Source organism: Pseudonocardia sp. OZ21 (assembly GCF_059359135.1).
Genome location: NZ_JCADBN010000002.1, coordinates 673406 through 692266, shown reverse-complemented (window position 1 = coordinate 692266; position 18861 = coordinate 673406). Strand labels below are relative to the sequence as shown.

At 71.5% G+C, this 18861-nt stretch carries 14 protein-coding genes, 1 pseudogene and 2 riboswitches; of the genes and pseudogenes, 8 read left to right on the top strand and 7 right to left on the bottom strand.

The genetic code is table 11. From position 1 onward, the window contains the following. Nucleotides 1–2 precede the first annotated feature (2 nt). Nucleotides 3–83, top strand: a complete 81-nt coding sequence (locus AC5L35_RS06810; RefSeq protein ID WP_425563887.1) for a LuxR C-terminal-related transcriptional regulator — start codon at nt 3–5, stop codon at nt 81–83. A gap of 27 nt (nt 84–110) precedes the next feature. Here AC5L35_RS06810 and AC5L35_RS06805 read toward each other — a convergent pair whose 3' ends face one another. After that, complete coding sequence (locus AC5L35_RS06805; protein ID WP_495058685.1) at nt 111–1511, bottom strand: MFS transporter; 1401 nt, start codon at nt 1509–1511, stop codon at nt 111–113. Between the two features lie 307 nt (nt 1512–1818). Beyond that, nucleotides 1819–2172, bottom strand: coding sequence for a hypothetical protein (locus AC5L35_RS06800; RefSeq protein ID WP_495058684.1), 354 nt, complete (start codon nt 2170–2172; stop codon nt 1819–1821). Nucleotides 2173–2418: 246 nt separating this feature from the next. Beyond that, nucleotides 2419–2627: riboswitch (cobalamin riboswitch) on the top strand. A gap of 37 nt (nt 2628–2664) precedes the next feature. Here AC5L35_RS06800 and metE point away from each other — a divergent pair. Beyond that, entirely contained in the window at nt 2665–4926 is a 2262-nt protein-coding gene (gene metE, locus AC5L35_RS06795; RefSeq protein ID WP_495058683.1) for a 5-methyltetrahydropteroyltriglutamate--homocysteine S-methyltransferase, read from the top strand. Here the strand turns inward: metE and AC5L35_RS06790 are convergent. Both AC5L35_RS06790 and AC5L35_RS06785 read right to left on the bottom strand, forming a co-directional pair. Further along, nucleotides 4897–7233 carry a heavy metal translocating P-type ATPase gene (locus AC5L35_RS06790; RefSeq protein WP_495058682.1) on the bottom strand — a complete coding sequence of 779 codons (2337 nt, stop codon included), beginning with the start codon at nt 7231–7233 and terminating at the stop codon, nt 4897–4899. The genes metE and AC5L35_RS06790 overlap by 30 nt on opposite strands. Nucleotides 7234–7303: 70 nt before the next feature. Continuing rightward, on the bottom strand, nt 7304–7492 hold the full coding sequence (locus AC5L35_RS06785) for a hypothetical protein (protein WP_495058681.1): 189 nt from the start codon (nt 7490–7492) through the stop codon (nt 7304–7306). 297 nt (nt 7493–7789) lie between these two features. On the opposite strand from AC5L35_RS06785, the gene AC5L35_RS06780 reads away from it, so the two are divergent. The 3 genes from AC5L35_RS06780 (at nt 7790) to AC5L35_RS06770 (ending at nt 10490) form a co-directional block, all read left to right on the top strand. After that, nucleotides 7790–8407, top strand: coding sequence for a DUF5134 domain-containing protein (locus AC5L35_RS06780; protein WP_495058680.1), 618 nt, complete (start codon nt 7790–7792; stop codon nt 8405–8407). 7 nt (nt 8408–8414) lie between these two features. Further along, nucleotides 8415–8951 carry a hypothetical protein gene (locus tag AC5L35_RS06775; RefSeq protein ID WP_495058679.1) on the top strand — a complete coding sequence of 179 codons (537 nt, stop codon included), beginning with the start codon at nt 8415–8417 and terminating at the stop codon, nt 8949–8951. Nucleotides 8952–9074: 123 nt separating this feature from the next. Beyond that, nucleotides 9075–10490, top strand: coding sequence for a PepSY-associated TM helix domain-containing protein (locus AC5L35_RS06770; RefSeq protein ID WP_495058678.1), 1416 nt, complete (start codon nt 9075–9077; stop codon nt 10488–10490). A 67-nt stretch (nt 10491–10557) separates the two neighbouring features. Here AC5L35_RS06770 and AC5L35_RS06765 read toward each other — a convergent pair whose 3' ends face one another. Together AC5L35_RS06765 and AC5L35_RS06760 are read right to left on the bottom strand one after the other, a co-directional pair. Then, nucleotides 10558–11643 carry a ribonucleotide-diphosphate reductase subunit beta gene (locus tag AC5L35_RS06765; RefSeq protein WP_495058677.1) on the bottom strand — a complete coding sequence of 362 codons (1086 nt, stop codon included), beginning with the start codon at nt 11641–11643 and terminating at the stop codon, nt 10558–10560. Next, complete coding sequence (locus AC5L35_RS06760; RefSeq protein WP_495058676.1) at nt 11640–14495, bottom strand: ribonucleoside-diphosphate reductase subunit alpha; 2856 nt, start codon at nt 14493–14495, stop codon at nt 11640–11642. The genes AC5L35_RS06765 and AC5L35_RS06760 overlap by 4 nt, the downstream gene beginning before the upstream one ends. A 141-nt stretch (nt 14496–14636) precedes the next feature. Next, nucleotides 14637–14853: riboswitch (cobalamin riboswitch) on the bottom strand. 340 nt (nt 14854–15193) lie between these two features. Here AC5L35_RS06760 and AC5L35_RS06755 point away from each other — a divergent pair. After that, a pseudogene (locus AC5L35_RS06755) lies at nt 15194–16301 on the top strand (FAD-dependent oxidoreductase). Between the two features lie 81 nt (nt 16302–16382). Here the strand turns inward: AC5L35_RS06755 and AC5L35_RS06750 are convergent. After that, on the bottom strand, nt 16383–17180 hold the full coding sequence (locus AC5L35_RS06750) for a helix-turn-helix transcriptional regulator (RefSeq protein WP_495058675.1): 798 nt from the start codon (nt 17178–17180) through the stop codon (nt 16383–16385). Between the two features lie 87 nt (nt 17181–17267). On the opposite strand from AC5L35_RS06750, the gene AC5L35_RS06745 reads away from it, so the two are divergent. Together AC5L35_RS06745 and AC5L35_RS06740 are read left to right on the top strand one after the other, a co-directional pair. Further along, nucleotides 17268–17969: an SDR family NAD(P)-dependent oxidoreductase gene (locus AC5L35_RS06745; protein ID WP_495058674.1), complete on the top strand. Its 702-nt coding sequence runs from the start codon at nt 17268–17270 to the stop codon at nt 17967–17969. After that, the gene (locus tag AC5L35_RS06740) at nt 17966–18781 is read left to right on the top strand and encodes an SDR family NAD(P)-dependent oxidoreductase (protein ID WP_495058673.1); all 816 of its coding nucleotides are present in this window, start codon (nt 17966–17968) and stop codon (nt 18779–18781) included. The genes AC5L35_RS06745 and AC5L35_RS06740 overlap by 4 nt, the downstream gene beginning before the upstream one ends. The last annotated feature ends 80 nt before the right edge of the window (nt 18782–18861 follow it).

Sequence of the window (18861 nt, the reverse complement as noted above, 5' to 3'; positions counted from 1 at the left end):
TCATCAGTCCCCGCACCGTCGAGTACCACCTCCACAAGATCTTCGGCAAACTCAACATCACCTCACGCCGACAGCTCCGCTGAGCGCTGCGAGCAGGCCGACCGCACTCCTCACTCCTCCAGTGAGAGTCCCTGGGTCTCCGGGCCGAACCGCACGGCGACCGCCATGATCACGTACATCGCGCCGACCAGGACGAACAGGCCGACCGTGCCGGCGGCGTCGACGATCACCCCCGCCAGCAGCGGCACGATCGAGGCGGACAGGAGCAGCACGGTCACCATGGCGCCCGTGCCGAACGCCCTGATCCTGGTCGGGTAGAGCTCCGTCGCCCAGACGAAGGTCGTGGTGTTGAGCAGGATGAACATCAGCTGCAGCAGGCCGCCGAACACGAGCACCATGGGCGATGTCGCGAACACGATCGCGACGACGACCGCAACGGCCGAGCCGTATCCGAGCACCACCCGGCGCTTGAACCAGTAGCCGAAGATGCTGGCCAGCACCGCGCCCACCAAGCCGCCGACGTTGATGATCATGGTGTAGGTGAGCGAGGTGGACACGTCCAGCCCCCGCGAGACCAGCACGGTCGGCATGAACACCGTGACGGTCACCTGAGCGCCGAAGGTCATCGCGGCCACCACCCAGATCACCACCGTGTTGCGGGCCAACCGACCCTGGAACACCTCCTTGAGCCGCACCCGCTGCCGAGGCAGCCGCGCGCCCTCCACCGCGTCGATGTAGCGGGTGGTCGGCATGCCGGGTAGCGGGCGCAGCCGGTTCGCGGCCAGCCGGGTCAGCACCTTGTTGGCCTCGTCGACCTGGCCGTCGACCAGCAGGTAGCGCGGCGACTCCGGCAGGAACCAGCGGTAGGCGAGCACCAGAAGCGCGGGGACCGCCAGCACGCCGAGCAGCCAGCGCCAGGCCACGGTGGGTCCGCCGAGGGTCTCCTGCAGCGGGCCGAGCATGAGGGCACCCAGTGCGGAGGAGGCGAAGATTCCGAGACCGCCGCCCGCGACGTTCACCGTGGCCACGGCCGTGCCCCGGAACTTGGTGGGCATCAGTTCCGCGACCAGGGTGATTCCGGTGCTCAGCTCACCGCCGAGCCCGATCCCCACGACGAACCGGGCGACGAGCAACCAGACGAAGTTCGGGGAGAACGCCGCGGCCAGCGCGCCCACGGTGTACAGCGCGAGGGTGTACATCATGGTGATGCGCCGCCCGTAGCGGTCGCCGGTGACACCGGCGATCAGCGACCCGATCGCCATGCCGGCAAACGTCACCGTGGTCAGCAGCCCCACCTGGGCGTTGGACAGCGACCACTGGCTGGCGATCAGCGGCGCGGCCAGGCCGACGTCGTACTCCTCGATCGCATTGACCAGGGTGCCGACGGCGACCAGCACCAGGATGAGCACGTGCGCCCGCCGGAACGGGATGCGGTCCAGTGCCGAGGCGAGCTCGTGGCCTGCGCGGTCCCTGAGGTGTTGGAGATGGTCCGACGACGCCGAGTTCGTCATGTTGCTCCAGATGGGCGAGTACGTTTCCCGGGACCGGCACGACGTCGTGCGGCCGCCCCGCCGTCCCGATCGTGAAGTCGCTCTGCTCGTCGAGCACGACGCGACGTCGACCGGGCGCCGCTGAGGGCCGGCCGGTGAGTTCTTCGCCCTGATACAGGCGTGGTCGGCCGCGACGCCAGGTCCGCTACGGCGCCGACTGCCGGCGCCCCGAACACCCTTTCACAACGGTGACGCCGCCCGCCGCGGCCGACGGACCGTACTGCGCGGCACCGGCTGTCAGGCGCGCGATCGTGCTGTTGCCCTCTGGTTACGCGGTCCGTCCATGGCGTACGGACCGAGCGTGAGCGTCGTCCCGCCCTCGGCGGCGCGAGCGACCGGCGGGTGAACCGGCGCTGCTACGAGCCGGTGGGAGGTCCGCGTCGCGGTTTTCGGCGTAGTACGCGCGGTGCACGGTGTCCCACAGCAACTGGACCGCCACGGTGACGACGAGCGCGGTGGTGTCCTGGTCGCGGGTGGCCGGGTCGGAGACCTGGACGAGGTCGGTGCCGTCGAGCGCGGTGCGCCGGCCGGCGACTCCTGCTCGATCAGGTGCTGGGGGACGGGCCGACAGGGCTTCCTCGATCCGGCTCAATCGTGGGACGTCATTGCGGTCGAGGGTCATGGATGCACCATTCGGTCGGGTGGACTGCTGAAGGGCTGCTGCCGAGCGGAGCAGGTCGACCACGCCGTCGTGCGCCTGACACAGCATCGCGTTGCACAGCGGCCGGTCGCATCGGTGAGGGCCCCGGTGCGGGCCCTGGCCGGTGCGGCCGGACCGCCGCTCAGTGGTGGTGGACCTGCAGCATCCGTCGGGGTGTCACGGTGTCCGACAACAAATCTGATGGTGAAGTTTTGTGATCGAACCACTAATGTCTGCGATGCCGACGGTTCGGGCGGGTCACCGTCCGAGGCAAGAGGGAACCCGGTGGGAGTCCGGGACTGCCCCCGCAGCGGTGAGTGGGAACGACCGCCGTCACGAAGCACTGGGCGCGAGCGCCTGGGAAGCGACGGCCAGTAGGAGCACCAGGTCGGTGTGTGCCCGCGAGTCCGAAGACCTGCCGCCGGCACGCGCACCGCCTGGTGCGCGTCGACCGCGCTCGCGAGGAGAGAGCAAGTGTCAGAAACTCAGACCCCTGGATCCACCGTGCTCGGATATCCGCGGATCGGTCCGCGCCGGGAGCTCAAGCGTGCCGTCGAGCGCTACTGGTCCGGAGCATCCTCGGCCGAGGAGCTGCAGTCGGTGGCGGCCGGCCTGCGCCGCGGCACCTGGGCGGAGCTCGCCGGCTCGGGACTCGACTCGGTGCCGTCGAACACGTTCTCCTTCTACGACCAGGTGCTCGACACCGCGCGGGTCGTCGGCGCGGTTCCCGAGCGGTTCACCGCACTCGGCCTGACCCCGCTCGACGAGATGTTCGCGATGGCCCGCGGGCACGACGGCGTGCCCGCTCTGGAGCTGACGAAGTTCTTCGACACCAACTACCACTACCTGGTGCCCGAACTGGGCCCCGGTAGCCGCTTCGCACTCGCCGACCGCAAGCCGCTCGACGAGTTCGCCGAGGCGCTCGCGCAGGGAGTCGTGACGCGGCCGACGATCCTCGGGCCGGCCACGTTCCTCCTGCTGGCCAAGCCGGCGCCGGGCGCACCCGCCGGGTTCGTCCCGCTCGACCTGCTCGATCCGCTCCTGGACGTGTACGAGCAGTTGCTGGCCGAGCTGGCCGCGGCCGGTGCGGAGTGGGTGCAGCTGGACGAGCCGGCGTTCGTCGCCGACCGCAGCCCGGCGGAGATCGACGCGCTGGGACGGGCGTACCGGCGGCTCGGTGGGCTGACGGAGCGGCCGCGGATCCTGGTCGCGAGCTACTTCGGCGATCTCGGCCCGGCGCTGCCGGTGCTGGCCGGGACACCGGTGGAAGCGCTGGCTCTCGACCTCGTCGCCGGCCGGGCCGACACCGCGGTGGCCGTGCCCGCGCTGCGCGGCAAGACCGTGCTCGCCGGGGTCGTCGAGGGCCGCAACATCTGGCGCACCGACCTGGACGCGGCGCTGGCCATCGCGGCCACGCTGCTCGGCACGGCGGGGCGAGTCGAGATCGCCACGTCGTGCTCGTTGCTGCACGTGCCCTACGACCTCGACGCGGAGCCGGCGCTGGCACCGGAGCTGCGGGAGCGCCTGGCGTTCGCCCGGCAGAAGGTCCGCGAGGTCGTGCTGCTCTCCCGCGCCCTGCACCAGGGTCGCGACACCGTGGCGGGCGAGTTCGCCGCGGCCGGGGGAGCGGTGGCGTCCCAGCGCGACGAGCGGGTTCGGGCCCGGCTCGATGCCCTGGGCGCCGGCCACTATCGGCGGGGCACCGCGGAGCGACGTGTGGCCGCACAGCATGCGCACCTCGGCCTGCCGTCGCTGCCGACGACGACGATCGGCTCGTTCCCGCAGACCGGTGCGATCCGGGCCGACCGTGCAGCGCACCGGGCCGGCCGGCTCGACGACGCCGAGTACGTCGAACGGATGCGGGCCGAGATCGCCAGGGTGGTGCGCCTGCAGGAGGACATCGGGCTCGACGTGCTCGTGCACGGGGAGCCCGAGCGCAACGACATGGTGCAGTACTTCGCCGAGCACCTCGCCGGGTTCGCCACCACTGAGCTGGGCTGGGTGCAGTCCTACGGAAGCCGCTGCGTGCGCCCTCCGATCCTGCACGGCGACGTCAGCCGCCCCGAGCCGATCACCGTCGGCTGGTCGACCTACGCGCAGTCGCTCACCGCGAAACCGGTCAAGGCGATGCTCACCGGCCCGGTCACGATCCTGGCCTGGTCGTTCGTGCGCACCGACCAGCCGCTCGGCGAGACAGCCCGCCAGGTCGGGCTGGCACTGCGCGACGAGGTGCGCGACCTGGAGGCCGCCGGGCTGCGGATCATCCAGGTGGACGAGCCGGCGCTGCGGGAGCTGCTGCCGCTGCGCGCGGCCGAGCGGTCCGCCTACGTGGACTGGGCGGTCGATGCGTTCCGGCTGGTCACCGGGGGAGTGGCCGACTCCACCCAGGTGCACACGCACCTGTGCTACTCGGAGTTCGCCGAGGTCGTCGGCGCGATCGACGGACTCGACGCCGACGTCACCACGGTCGAGGCGGCCCGGTCGAAGATGGAAGTGCTCGCCCAGATCGGTCCCGGGGTGCCGCGCGGCCTCGGCCCCGGCGTCTACGACGTGCACTCCCCGCAGGTGCCCGACGTCGCCGAGATCGAGGCGCTCCTGCACGCGGCACAGCACTGGGTCGGGCCCGAGCGACTGTGGGTCAACCCGGACTGCGGACTGAAGACCCGCGGTGAGGAGGAGACGGTGGCGGCGCTGCGCAACCTCGTGTCAGCCGCCGCCGCTGCCCGCAGGAACTGACTCCCCTGCCGCGTGGGGGAGGGGCGCCGGACGGTCCGCCGCCCCTCTCCCACGCGTTCCCGTCCGGCCGCCGAGCCGGAGGCTGTTGGTGACAACGAGGACGGAGCTGGCGGCCATGGCCGCTCCCGCGAGCATCGGGTGCAGCATCCCCGCGGCCGCGACCGGGAGGGCGAGGATGTTGTAGCCGAAGGCCCAGGCGAGGTTGGCCTTGATGACGGTGAGGGTTCGGCGCGAGATCCGGACGGCGTCGACGGCCGCGGTGAGGTCGGCGCGGACGAGCGTGATGTCGGCGGCGGAGATCGCGATGTCGGTGCCGGTGCCCATGGCGATACCGAGGTCGGCCTGGGCCAGCGCGGCGGCGTCGTTGATGCCGTCGCCGACCATCGCGACCACCCGGCCCTCCGCCTGCAGCCGCGCGATGTGGTCGACCTTGTCCGTGGGTAGTGCGTCCGCCACGACGGTGGTGATCCCGACCGTGTCGGCGACCGCGCGAGCGGCGCCCATGCCGTCGCCGGTGAGGAGCACCGGTTCGAGTCCGAGCCGGCGCAGCTCCGCGATCGCGTCGGTGCTGGTCGGTCTGATGGTGTCGGACAGCACGAGCACCGCGCGGGCGCGGCCGGCCCAGGCCAGCGCCACGGTGGTGCGCCCCTTCGCCGCGGCCTCGGCGAGCGGCTCCTCGAAGGTGTCGGGGATCGGGATGCCGCGCTGCTGGAGCAGGGAGAGCCTGCCGAGCAGGACCTCGTCGTCGCCGATCACGCCCTGCATACCGAGCCCGTCGAGGGAGACGACGTCGCGTACCTCGGGGCCGGTCCGCCCGTCGCCGCCTGCCGCGTGGCGGGCGACCGCCTGCGCCACGGGATGCGTCGACGTATCGGCCAGCGCGCCGGCCACGACGAGCACCTCGTCGACGTTCGTACCGTCGGCCGGCACGACGTCGGTCACGGTCATCTCGCCGGTCGTCACCGTGCCGGTCTTGTCGAGCACGACGGTGTCGACCCGGCGGGTGGACTCGAGCACCGTCGGCCCGGTGACGAGCACCCCCAACTGCGCCGCACGGCCGGTGCCGACCAGCAGCGCGGTGGGCGTGGCGAGCCCGAGCGCACACGGGCAGGCGACGATCAGGACGGCCGTCGCGGCAGCCAAGGCCGTGGCCGCACCCGCGCCGGCGCCGGTCCAGAACCCCCAGGTGGCGGCGGCGAGCATGAGCACGACGGGCACGAACTCGCCGCACACCCGGTCGGCGAGGCGTTGGACGGCGGCCTTCCCGTTCTGTGCCCGCTCGACGAGGGCGGCCGTCTGCGCGAGCTGGGTGTCGGCCCCGACGCGGGTCGCCCGCACGACGAGGCGCCCTCCGAGTGCGACGCACCCGCCGATCACGTCATCGCCCGGTGCGACATCGGCCGGTGCCGGTTCCCCGGTGATCGCCGACGTGTCCAGCGCGCAGGAGCCGTCGACCACCACTCCGTCGGTGGCGACCTTCTCACCCGGCCGCACCACGAAGGTGTCGCCGACGGCGAGCCGGTCGGCCGGCACGAGAAGCTCCCGCCCGTCGCGCAGCACCCTGGCGTCCGTGGCGGCGAGCGCGAGCAGGCCGCGCAGGGCGCTGCCGGAGCGTCGGCGGGCCCGCGCCTCCAGGTAGCGCCCGGCGAGCACGAACGTCGTCACCCCCGCGGCGACCTCGAGATAGATCTGCCCTGCCGCGTCGGCCGGGGCGAGCGTGAGCTCGAAGGAGTGGGTGAGTCCGGGCAGGCCCGCCGTGCCGAACACCATGGCGTAGACCGACCAGAGGAACGCCGCGAGAGTCCCGAGCGACACCAGGGTGTCCATGGACGCGGCTGCGTGGCGCAGGTTCGCCAGTGCCGCGCGATGGATCGGCAGCGCGCCCCACACCACGACCGGCGTGGTCAGGCCGAGCGCCGTCCACTGCCAGAGCGGGAACTGGAGCGCGGGAACCATCGACAGCAGGATCACCGGCGTCGCGAGCGCCGCGCACGCGATGAGCTGCTGTCCCAGGGCGGCGAGGTCACGCTCGTGAGCGGCCTCGGCCTCGTCGTCACGGGTGGCCGGGTCCGGCTGCCAGGCCCGGTAGCCGGCGCCCTCGACCGCGGCCACGAGGTCGTCGACGGTCACCGTGCCGCCGTGCACGACGGCCGCTCGGCCGGTCGCGTAGTTGACGTTCGCCTGCACACCGTCGAGCTTGCGCAGCTTGCGCTCGATGCGCGCCGCACAGGCTCCGCAGGTCATGCCCTCGACGAGCAGTTCCGTCTCCACCGCATCGGGAGCGGTGGTCGGGAGGGTCGCCGTCATCGGCGGACGGGGCGGGGAGAGGTGGTGGTGTCGTTCATGGGGAACTCCTCGAGCGGTGCCGGCTCGGCCGTCACTGGTGGCCGTGCGTGAACGTCGACGCGGGAAGCGAGGCCTGCGGGGGTGGGGCGGGAGCGAAGATGCGGCCGGCCTGCCAGCCGCCCGCTGCGGTGAGGGCGAGCACCGCAAGGAAGGCGACGACGCGTCCGGCACTGGCGCGGGAGACCGCAGGCCGGTCCTTCTCGGTGGGGGATACGTCCACGGGGCAACCTTGGAGGCCGGGTTGCGACAAGGTTGCCAATCTGAGTCTTCTCGGCGGTGTACGCCGTTACGGCGGCGATGAACGGTTTCGCACTAGGCCGTTAGGGGTAATGCGAACGGCCGCGCGCAGGGTTCCGTCCTCAGGTTCGCCGCGGACGGGGTCGGCTCAGCCCCTCGTCGCACCAGGAGCGCCTCCAGACACGCGCCTACCCCGTGACCGTATAGATCCGGACGGTTGCACGTGGTTAACCTCTCCGTCGGTTCGGGGGCCCCCGACAGGAACGACGAGGAGTTGCGCATGGGTCCGGGTGTCGCGTCGTGGCTGGATCCCGTCCTCGGCCTGGCCTGTCTTGCCGTAGCGGCCCTCCATCTGGTCCTGCTCGGGAGGCGGCGCGCCCCGGTCGCCTCCGGTGCCCACGCCGCGATGGGACTGGGGATGGCCGCGATGTTCGTCCCGTCGGCCGACCCGCTCCCGCAGCCGTTCTGGGTCGCGATCTTCCTCCTGCCCGGCGCCTGGTTCGGCGCGGCGGCACTTCGCGAAGGGTCACTCCTGGACGAGGCGGGCCATCACGTGGTGGGGGCGGCCGCGATGCTGTTCATGCTGCTCGGCGGCCATCACCACGGTGCGCCGACGGCAGCAGCCGGACCCGTCGACCCGGCGCACGCCCACCACGCCGGCGGGAGCGGGGGAGTCCCGGGCCTGCTGGTCACGGTGCTCGCGCTGATCTTCGCGGCCTGGTTCGTCGCCGACATCGCGCGCACCGTGTTCGCCCGCACCGCGGTGCCCGTCCCCGGCGCGCCCGCCCCCGCCGGGACCACGGTGACCGCGGCGCCCGCGGCCCCGATCACCGCGTCCGTCGTGGCGCATGTGGTGATGAGCGGCGCGATGGTCGTCATGTTGCTGGGCATGGCCTGACCGACCGATGCCGTCACCCCGTCCGCCCCGCCGGCTGCTGCGCTCCGCAGTCGCCGGCGGCACCGCCACCGTGCTGGGTACGGGCGGGCACATGTTGGCCGGGGGATCGGTCCGTACCGGCATGGTCATCGCGGCGGTGGTGGTGGCCACGGGCGTGGCGTGGTCGGCCGCGGGTCGGGAGCGCGGCACGTCGGTGATCGCCGCGCTGCAGGTCGGACTCCAGCAGTTGGTCCACATAGTCCTCGCCACCAGTGGCGTCCCGACCCTCGACGGGATCCTCCCGCACGACCTGGTCCTGCACGTCCACGTCGCCGCCGGGCTGCTCACCGCGCTGGTGCTGCGTGCCGGTGAGCGGCGGATCTGGGCGGCTGCGCGCCGGGTCGCGGCCCGTGTCGTGGGCTGGTGCCGCCGGGTCGTCCTCACCGGGCGACCACGCACCGCGGTGCGCGCAGTGGTGCCCGCACCGGCGCTGCGGATGGGCGCCCAGCAGCGGTTCCTGCGCCATGCTCTGGTCCTGCGCGGCCCTCCGACCGGCACGGTCTGACCTTCACCGCGCCGATCCTTCGATCAGCGTGCCCTCCCCTGTCGTGACCGCATCGCGGTCCGACCGTTCCGGCGTGCCCAGCGTCCCCCCGCTGCCGCCCCGCTGCCTTCTCTGGAGAGCCCTGTGACCACCACCTCCGACCGGCCGCCGCCCGCGGCCGGCGACCCCGGCCGCCCGTCGACGGCCCCCGCCCCACCTCGCGCGCCCGTCCCCGCGACCCGTCAACCCCAGGGTGCCGACGCGCTGCGACGCCTGGTGCGGCGCGTGCACTTCTACGCCGGCATCCTGGTGGCGCCTTTCCTGGCGTTCCTCTGCCTGTCCGGTATCGCCTACGTCTTCACTCCCCAGATCAACGATCTGATCCATGCCCAGGAGCTGCGGGTCACTCCGCAGACCGGTCCCGTGGCTCCCCTCGACGAGCAGGTGGCGGCGGCTCGGGGCGCGTACCCGGGTGTTCCGTTGACCTCGGTGCAGCCGGCCGCGGCGCCGGACCGGACCACCGCGGTCGGGTTCACCCCGCCCGGCGCCGCGGAGGGGGAGACGCTGGCCGTCTATGTCGACCCGTACACGGCGCAGGTCACCGGTGCGCTGCCGTTGCAGGACGGGGAACCCCCCGTCCAGCACTGGCTGCGCACGCTGCACGGCGACCTGCACCTCGGCGTCGTCGGCGGCGTCTACTCGGAGTTCGCCGCGAGCTGGCTCCCGGTGCTGTTCGTCGGAGGGCTGGTGCTGTGGTTCGGAAAGCGCCGCGCGCGACGCCGTGACCTGGTCGTACCCGCCTCGACGAAGCCGGGCCGGGTTCGGGTCATGAACTGGCACGGCAGCGTCGGGATCTGGGTGACCGCCGCGCTCGTGTTCATCTCGCTGACCGGCTTGACGTGGTCGACCTTCGCGGGCGAGCGGTTCCAGACCGTCCTGACCGGACTCGGCGCGCGCACGCCGACGATGTCGACGGACTCCCTGCCCGTGCCGGCGTCAGGAGCGTCGGTCATCGGAGCGGGCGAGGCGGAGACCATCGGGCGGGCCGCCGGGTTCGAAGGTCCGCTGACCATCACCCCGCCCGCCGAGCCGGGCGAGCCGTTCCTCGTGGTGGAGGCGTCGTCCACCGTGCCCCTGCACCGCGACAAGATCGCGCTGGACCCCTACACGGGCGAGGTCGTCGAGACACTGGCGTTCGCCGACTACCCGTTCCTCGCGAAGCTGACGGCGATCGGCATCCTCGCCCATACCGGAACGCTGTTCGGGCTGGTCAACCAGCTGGCCATGACGGCGATGGCACTGGGGGTGCTCGCGATGCTGTTCTGGGGCTACCGGATGTGGTGGCAGCGCAGGCCCACCCGCGGGGGCGCACCGCGACCGCTGGAGCGGCGTGGCGTGCTGCGCGCGACGCCGCAGCCGGTGCTGTTCGCCGTGGTGCTGGTCGCGGTGCTGGCGGGCTGGTTGATGCCGGTGCTGGGCGGCAGCCTGGTCCTGTTCCTCCTCGGGGACACCGCCTGGGCGGCGATCGGCCGCCGGCGCGCTGCGGCCACCCCGAGCTGAGCTGGGGTCGCCGGGCGGGTGGGCAGAAGACCAGCGCCCACCCGCCCGGCGGACCCCTACGCCTCGCTCAGTCCCAGTCGAGCGCGCCTCCGGTCCGGTAGTCGATGACGCGGGTCTCGAAGAAGTTCTTCTCCTTCTTCAGGTCGATGACCTCGGACATCCACGGGAAGGGGTTCTCGGTCTCCCCGAAGAGGGGAGCGAGCCCGATCTGGTGGGCGCGGCGGTCGGTGATGAACCGCATGTACCGCGCGCAGGCGTCAGCGGTGAGGCCCAGCACCCCGCGCGGGAGGGTGTCGCGGGCGTAGGTGATCTCCAGCTCGCAGGCCTCGCCGAGCATGCCGCGGATCTCGTCGGCGAACCCGGGTGTCCAGAGGTGGGGGTTCTCGGTCTTGATCTGGTTGATGCAGTCGATGCCGAAGTTCAGGTGGATCGACTCGTCGCGCAGGATGTACTGGTACTGCTCGGCGATGCCCACCATCTTGTTGCGGCGGCCGAGGGACAGGATCTGGGCGAATCCCGTGTAGAACCACATCCCCTCGAACACGACGTAGAACGCGACGAGGTCGCGCAGGAACGCGCGGTCCGCATCGGGGGTGCCGGTGGTGAAGGCGGGGTCGGCGAGATTGCGGGTGTGTTCGAGGGCCCAGGCGTCCTTGTCGGTGATCGAGGGCACCTCGCGGTACATGTTGAAGAGCTCGCCCTCGTCGAGGCCGAGGCTCTCGCACACGTACTGGAACGTGTGGGTGTGCACGGCCTCCTCGAACGCCTGGCGCAGCAGGTACTGGCGGCACTCGGGGTTGGTGAGGTGGCGGTAGACGGCGAGCACGACGTTGTTGGCCACCAGCGACTCGGCGGTGGCGAAGAACCCGAGGTTGCGCGTGAGCAGCAGCCGTTCGTCGCTGGTGAGCCCGTCGCGGGAACGCCAGAGCGCGATGTCGGCCTGCATGGAGACCTCGGTGGGCATCCAGTGGTTGCTGCACGCCGCCAGGTACTTCTCCCACGCCCACCCGTACTTGAGGGGGAGGAGCTGGTTGACGTCGGCGCGGGCGTTGATCATCCGTTTGGCGTCGGCGGCGACCCGGCCGGCGCCGCGGTCGATCGCACCGAGTCCGGTGGTGACGGGCCCGGTCGTGGGGAGCTGGGTGCTGGTCACTGGCAGGCCTCGCACTCGGGGTCGTCGATACGGCAGGCGGCGCCGTCGGTGAGCGGGGGGTCCACCGGCAGTGGGGCAGCGGGAGAGGGAGCGGCGGGTACGGCGTTGAGCTTGCCGTCGGTGCCGCGCAGGGTGGACTTCTCCACGTGGCTGGCCCCCTGTGTGCGCAGGTAGTAGGTGGTCTTGAGGCCCTTGTGCCAGGCCAGGCGGTAGAGCTCGTCGAGTGCCCGGCCGCTGGGGGCGGCGAGGTAGAGGTTGAGCGACTGGGCCTGGTCGATCCACTTCTGCCGGCGCGAGGCGGCCTCCACCAGCCAGCGGGGCTCGATCTCGAAGGCAGTGGCGTAGAGCGCTCTGAGGTCGGCGGGGACACGGTCGATCTGGCCGAGGCTGCCGTCGAAGTACTTCAGGTCGGCCACCATCACCCGGTCCCACAACCGGCGTTCCTTGAGATCGCGCACCAGGAACGGGTTGAGCACGGTGAACTCGCCGGACATGTTCGACTTCACGAACATGTTGCGGAACTGCGGCTCGATGGACTGTCCGACCCCGCAGATGTTGGAGATCGTCGCGGTGGGCGCGATGGCCATGACGTTGGAGTTGCGCATCCCGTTCACGCGAACCCGCTCCCGCAGGGCGTCCCATTCCAGGGTGGTCGAGGTGTCGACGTCGAGGCTGTCGTCCTGACGAGCGTCGGCCAGCAGGGCGACCGAGTCGATCGGGAGAATGCCCTGGCTCCACAGCGAGCCGTCGTAGGTGGGGTAGCGGCCCCGCTCAGCGGCCAGGTCGCTCGACGCGGCGATGGCGTGGTAGCTCAGGTGCTCCATGCTGCGGTCGGCGAAGACGACGGCGGCCTCGCTCGCGACCGGGATGCCCTGGGCGAACAGAGCGTCCTGGAAGCCCATGAGCCCCAGCCCGACCGGACGGTGCCGCAGGTTGGACCGGCGCGCCTGCGGGATCGTGTAGAAGTTGATGTCGATCACGTTGTCGAGCATTCGCACCGCGGTGCGGACGGTCCGTTGGAGTTTCGCGGTGTCGAGTCCGTCGGGGCCGACGTGGGCGGCCAGGTTGACCGAGCCGAGGTTGCACACGGCGACCTCGCCGTTGTCGGTGCCGGCGCGCGTGTTCAGGGTGATCTCGGTGCACAGGTTGGACGAGTGCACCACGCCGACGTGCTGCTGCGGGGAGCGCAGGTTGCACGGGTCCTTGAAGGTGATCCAGGGGTGCCCGGTCTCGAACAGCATGGTGAGCATCCGCCGCCACAGCTCGACCGCGCGAAGCCTGCGGAACACCCGGATCTCGCCGCGGTCGGCTGCGGCCTCGTACTCCCGATAGCGGACGGCGAACGCGGTGCCGTACAGGTCGTGCAGGTCGGGGGTCTCGTCGGGGGAGAACAGGGTCCACTCGCCGTCGGCCTCGACCCGGCGGAGGAACTCGTCGGGCACCCAGTTCGCGGTGTTCATGTCGTGGGTGCGCCGCCGGTCGTCGCCGGTGTTCTTGCGCAGGTCGAGGAACTCCTCGATGTCGATGTGCCAGGTCTCCAGGTAGGCGCAGGCGGCACCCTTTCGCTTGCCACCCTGGTTCACCGCGATGGCGGTGTCGCCGGCGATCTTGAGGAACGGCACCACGCCCTGGGACTGCCCGTTGGTGCCCTTGATGTGGGCGCCGAGCCCGCGTACCGGCGTCCAGTCGTTGCCCAGGCCTCCGGAGTACTTCGCCAGCAGGGCGTTGTTCCGGTAGGCCTGGAAGATCGAGTCGAGGTCGTCGTCGACGGTCGTGAGAAAGCACGACGACAGCTGCGGGCGGGTCGTACCGGAGTTGAACAGCGTCGGCGTGGACGTCATGAAGTCGAACGAGGACAGCAGCTCGTAGAACTCGATCGCCCGGGCTTCTCGGTCCTGTTCGTTCAGGGCGAGCCCCATCGCCACGCGCATGAAGAACGCCTGCGGCAGCTCGAAGCGCACCCCGTGCTCGTGGAGGACGTAGCGGTCGTAGAGGGTCTGGAGTCCGAGGAAGGTGAAGTCGAGGTCGCGCTCGGGCCGGATCGCACCGGTGATCCGGCCGAGGTCGAAGGTCTGCAATGCCGGGTCGGCGAGCTCCAGCACGACGGCTCGCTCGAGATAGCGCCGGAAGTACTCGGGGTAGCGGGCGGCCATCTCGTCCTGGCTCGCGTGCTCGCGATCTCCGGACAGGTGCGACAGCGCTTCGGTGCGCAGGGTGTCGAGCAGCAGCCGGGCCGCCACGGCGGAGTAGTTCGGCTCCGACTCGACGAGGCTGCGCGCCGCCATGATCGGCGCGAGTGCGAGCTCGCCTGCGGTGATGCCGTCGTAGAGGTTGCGCCGGGTCTCGGTGAGCAGCGGCTCGGCGTCGACGTCGGCGATTCCGGCGACGGCCTCGGCGACCAGGTGCTCCAGGCGTGCCCGGTCCAGCGGGCGGAGGTTGCCGTCGAGGTCAGTGACCTGCAGTACGGGCGGCGTCGGCGGCGTGACGGTCGTCCGGGAACGGGCGTGCTCCTCGCGGTAGAGCACGTAGTCGCGGGCCACCTTGTGGTGCCCGCCGCGCATGAGCGCCAGCTCGACCTGGTCCTGGATCTGTTCGATGTGGAGCGTCACCGCGCTGCCCGGTTCGGTGTGACGCAGCAGTGCGTGCCGCACCTGCGCGGTGAGCTCCTCGACAAGGTGGTGCAGCCGCGACGAGCTCGCGGTGTCGCTGCCCTCGACGGCGAGGAAGGCCTTGGACATCGCCACCGAGATCTTGGTTGCGTCGAAGGTCGACACGGTGCCGTCGCGGCGGACGACCCGCACGTCTGCGGTGGGTGGGGCGGTGGTTGTCGTGGTGGTGGCCGGTGGGGTCACAGCTCTCTCCTCGTGAGCTCGACGACCGAGCCCGGGGCCACGAGGAAGACGCATCCCGGTGCGGACGGAGGCGCGCCCGGACCGGGCACGGCGACGTCCGCCCCGGGTCCGTCCCGCGCGGACCCCGGACAGCGCGCACCGGTGGTGCGCGCGCCGATGGCAGGTCTTCGGACTCACGGGCGTGCACCTGCCGGTGCTCCTACTGGCCGTCGCTTCCCAGGTGTGGCGCACCCAGTGCTCGATGACGGCGGTCGTTCCCGCTCACCGCTGCGGGGCAGTCCCGGACTCCCACCGGATTCCCTCTTGCCCCCTCTCCACCCTGGCGGCTGGAGAGGAACCATCAGCGGCGCTGACCCTACATGTCGTGGTGGCGATGGTGATGGACCCCTACATATCGGTGTGTCGCGCGAGTGTTCTCCGGCTCTGCCGGCACCAACGCAGAGGTCCTCCACCAAAAGGCGCAACCGGGATTGGGCACCTGAGCACGATGTGTCGCGGCGCGGCCCGGGGCGAGGCTGGTCCTCATCGGACGACCGCGGTGGCCGGACGCCGTGCGATCACCCGACGATCTCCGGGCCACCTGAAGAGTGCAGGAGCAGTACCAGCAGTGATCGATGTGAAGGCACGGCCCTAGCCGGCACGGGGCCGGTCCGGCGGAGCGGACGACGTGTTGCGTCGTCGGCGGCGGTCCGGCCGGGATGGTGCTGGGGCTGCTGCTGGCCAGGGCCGGGGTGGAGGTCACGGTGCTGGAGAAGCACGGGGACTTCCTGCAGGACTTCCGCGGCGACACCGTCCACCCCGCGACCCTCGACCTGCTCGACGACCTGGGACTGGGCGAGCGGTTCGCGCGGCTGCCGCAGTCGCGGGTCACCGACGTCGTGCTGCCCGACGGGCGCGGCGGGACGCAGCGGATCGGCGACTTCGCCGCGCTCCGCCGGTGGGGTGTGCGCGACCTCGCTCGTCCGGGAGCACGGCCGCGTCGTCGGCGTCCGCCACCGCACGACGACTGCCACCGGCGAGCACGTCGACGGCGAGATCCGGGCCGACCTCACGGTGGCCTGCGACGGTCGCGACTCCGTCCTGCGCGCCGCCGCCCGCCTGCCCGTGACCGCGTTCGACGTCCCGTTCGACACCTGGTGGTTCCGCCTCTCCCGCCGGACGGGCGAGCAGGTCGGCGCGCTGACCCGCAGGCCAGGACGGGGACGCTTCGCCATCGTCATCCCGAGGGAGGGCTACTTCCAGATCGGCTACGTCGCCCGCAAGGGAACCGACGCGCAGCTACGCACCCGCGGCATCGCCGCGTTCCGGGCCGACGTGGCCGAGCTCCTGCCCGAGTACGCCGACCGGGTCGGCGAGCTGGCCTCGATGGACGACGTCAAACACCTCGATGTGCAGTTCAATCGGCTGCGGCGCTGGCACGTCGACGGGTTGTTGTGCATCGGCGACGCCGCACACGCGATGTCGCCGGTCGGCGGGATGGGGATCAACCTGGCGGTCCAGGACGCCGTCGCGACCGCGACCCTGCTGGCCGGGCCACTGCGCCGCGGCGCAGTGCGCAGCACGGACCTCGCCCGGGTGCACCGCCGCCGGTTGCTGCCGCTGCTGCTGGTCCAAGCCCTGCAACGGGTCATGCACGCCGACCTGGCCGGCCCGGTCCGGAGTGGGGCACAGGCCGGCCCGTCGGGCCGGATCCTCACCGCAGCCCGGCGGTTGCCCGTCGTCCAGGCGGTGGGGGCCTACCTCGTCGGCGTCGGGTTCCGTCCGGAGCGAGCTCCGGCGTTCGCCCGCCGCCCGCCGGTTCGATGACGCGCGCCGGCCTCACTGGTTGGCCCTGGGCAGGTGGACGAGTCCGGCGACCGCCGCTTCTATGCCGGTCGCGAAGGCAGCTCAGTCTCGCAGCTTCCCCAGAGTGGACGCAGAGGGCGAGCCCGGCTCTGCCCGATAGATCACGAGTTCCTGTCCCGGGGCGGAGCGGACGTCGAAAGTCTGGATGTGGAGTTCGAGGTCGCCTGCGACCGGGTGGCGGAAGCGCTTCGTGGTCATCCGCTGCCCGCGCACCTCGTGGTCCGTCCACATCGCGGCGAACTCGGTGTCCGAGGCGAGGAGCCCGTCGCGCACCTGCCTGATGCGAGGGTCGTCGGGTTGGGCCGCCTCCAGGAGGCGGAATCCGGCGACAGTGCTCGTGGCCACGATCTCCCAGTCGGCGTAGAGCGCGCGGGCCGCCGGCTCGAGGAACGTCGACTCGAGAAGGTTGCGGGTGGTGGGGAACCCGAGAAACAGCGCTTCTCCGAGGGAGTTCGTTGCGATCACGTCGAAGGCGTGGCCGAGAACGATCGCGGGGTGTTCGGGCCATTCGTCGATCAGGGCGGCCAGCTGCGGGTCGACGGTCGAGGCGGTGCTCGCGGTGCGCAGGGGTGTGAGCCCGGCGAGGCGGTAGAGGTGCGCGAGGCCGTGTTCATCGAGACGCAGCGCGCGACCGATTGCCTGCGCGACCTGCGGTGACGGCGACTGCTCACGTCCTTGCTCCAGTCGCACGTAGTAGTCGACGCTGACGCCCGCCAGCGATGCGACCTCTTCCCGTCGGAGCCCAGGGACGCGACGGCGATCGTTGCTCCTCAGCCCGACGTCGTGCGGTTGCACGCGAGAGCGTCGTAGGGTCAGGAATCCGCCCAGAGGCGATGACATGGTCCCGTTCTACCCCTGGGTGGGTGCCGCACACCTAGGAGAACGGCGGCGTCCCACTGAGCGGTCTGCTCCAGGACCGTGGACCACATGACGGTCACACGGGAACGACCCACGGCGACGATCGTCGTCGGTGCAGGGCCGGGCATCGGCTTGTCGGTGGCGCGGCGGTTCTCCACCGCGGGAGGCAGGGTAGGGCTGGTTGCACGGTCGGCGGACCGGCTGCGCCGGCTGGCCGTCGCATTGGACGCCGATGGCGTGGGTGTGGACTGGGAAGCTGCGGACGCCACGGACCCCGCATCCCTCCGACCGGCGATGAAACGGCTCGTGGAGCGCCTCGGCCCGATCGACGTGCTGTGCTTCTGCCCGCTTCCCGACGTCCACCTGATCCGGCCGGTTCTGGGTACGAGCGCCGAGGAGCTCATGGCCGCGCTGGCGCTGAACGTCGGCGGAGCGGCGACGGCGGTCGGCGAAGTGCTGCCTGCCATGGTCGGGCGGCGGCGGGGGAGCCTCCTGTTCACGACAGGCAGCGGGGCGGTCAGACCGTCACCCGACCGCGCTGCGAGCGCCGTCGCCATCGCGGCAGAGACCGCCTACGTCGAACTCCTGCATCAGGCGCTGACGCCGGTCGGCATCCGGGTCGCGCAGGTCGTCATCGTCGGTCCGGTGGGTGCCGGGCAGGAGCACGAACCCGACAGCGTCGCCGACGAGCTCTGGCACGTCCACGCGTCCCCAGGTCCCGCCGTGACGGTTCTCGACCACCACGCCGACTCGAAGGGAAGCACGGCATGACCACCAGATGGCTCATCACCGGCGCGGGACGCGGCCTGGGACGTGCCTTCACAGCCGCAGCGCTCGGTCGCGGCGACGCCGTCGCCGCGACCGTTCGGGACAAGTCCGCCCTCGACGACTTGCGCGAAGCCCACGGGGACCGCCTGTCCGTCCACGCTCTGGACGTCACCGATCGTGACCACGCCGGTGCCGTGGTCGCCAGGGCCGCGGCCTGGCTCGGGGGCATCGACGTGCTGGTCAACAACGCAGGCTACGGGCAGTTCGGTGCGGTCGAGGAGCTGTCGGAGTCCGACGTCAGGGCGCAGCTGGAGACCAACTTCTTCGGAGCGCTGTGGACGAGCCAGGCCGCTGTCCCGATCATGCGGGAGCAGGGTGGTGGGCGCATCATCCAGATCTCCAGTCTCGGCGGAATCGGCGCTTTCGCGAACCTCGGCGCCTACCATGCGTCGAAGTGGGCGCTGGAGGCGATCTCGGAGTCGCTCGCCCTGGAGGTCGCGCCTTTCGGGATTGCGGTGACCATCGTCGAACCGGGCGGATTCGGGACCGACTGGGCGGGAGCATCCTCCCGCCACTCATCTCAGCTTCCCGAGTACGAGCCCGTCCGCGCCGCAGCGGCCGCACGGCGTGGAGGTCAGGTGTCGGGCTCGCCAGAGCGGGCGGCTGCGGCGCTGCTGGAGGTCGTGGACAGCCCGCGCCCCCCGCTACGGGTGATCTTCGGTGCAGACGCGCTTGACATCGCCCGAGGCATCTACGAACGGCGCCTGGCTGAGTGGTCGCAGTGGGAGGCGGTCAGCAAGCTCGCTCAGGAGTGACCGGCTACCGGTTCGAGGATGATCGCTGCTCTGGCCGCCGTGGCGCCACCTCCAGATCCTGGGACCGGCTCCGACTGAGA

Excerpts from the sequence above, each read along its gene's own strand:
- AC5L35_RS06790 (WP_495058682.1), bottom strand. The coding sequence starts at position 7,233 with ATGACGGCGACCCTCCCGACCACCGCTCCCGATGCGGTGGAGACGGAA.
- AC5L35_RS06805 (WP_495058685.1), bottom strand. The coding sequence starts at position 1,511 with ATGACGAACTCGGCGTCGTCGGACCATCTCCAACACCTCAGGGACCGC.
- AC5L35_RS06750 (WP_495058675.1), bottom strand. The coding sequence starts at position 17,180 with ATGTCATCGCCTCTGGGCGGATTCCTGACCCTACGACGCTCTCGCGTG.
- AC5L35_RS06745 (WP_495058674.1), top strand. The coding sequence starts at position 17,268 with ATGACGGTCACACGGGAACGACCCACGGCGACGATCGTCGTCGGTGCA.
- AC5L35_RS06780 (WP_495058680.1), top strand. The coding sequence starts at position 7,790 with ATGGGTCCGGGTGTCGCGTCGTGGCTGGATCCCGTCCTCGGCCTGGCC.
- AC5L35_RS06800 (WP_495058684.1), bottom strand. The coding sequence starts at position 2,172 with ATGACCCTCGACCGCAATGACGTCCCACGATTGAGCCGGATCGAGGAA.
- AC5L35_RS06740 (WP_495058673.1), top strand. The coding sequence starts at position 17,966 with ATGACCACCAGATGGCTCATCACCGGCGCGGGACGCGGCCTGGGACGT.
- AC5L35_RS06775 (WP_495058679.1), top strand. The coding sequence starts at position 8,415 with ATGCCGTCACCCCGTCCGCCCCGCCGGCTGCTGCGCTCCGCAGTCGCC.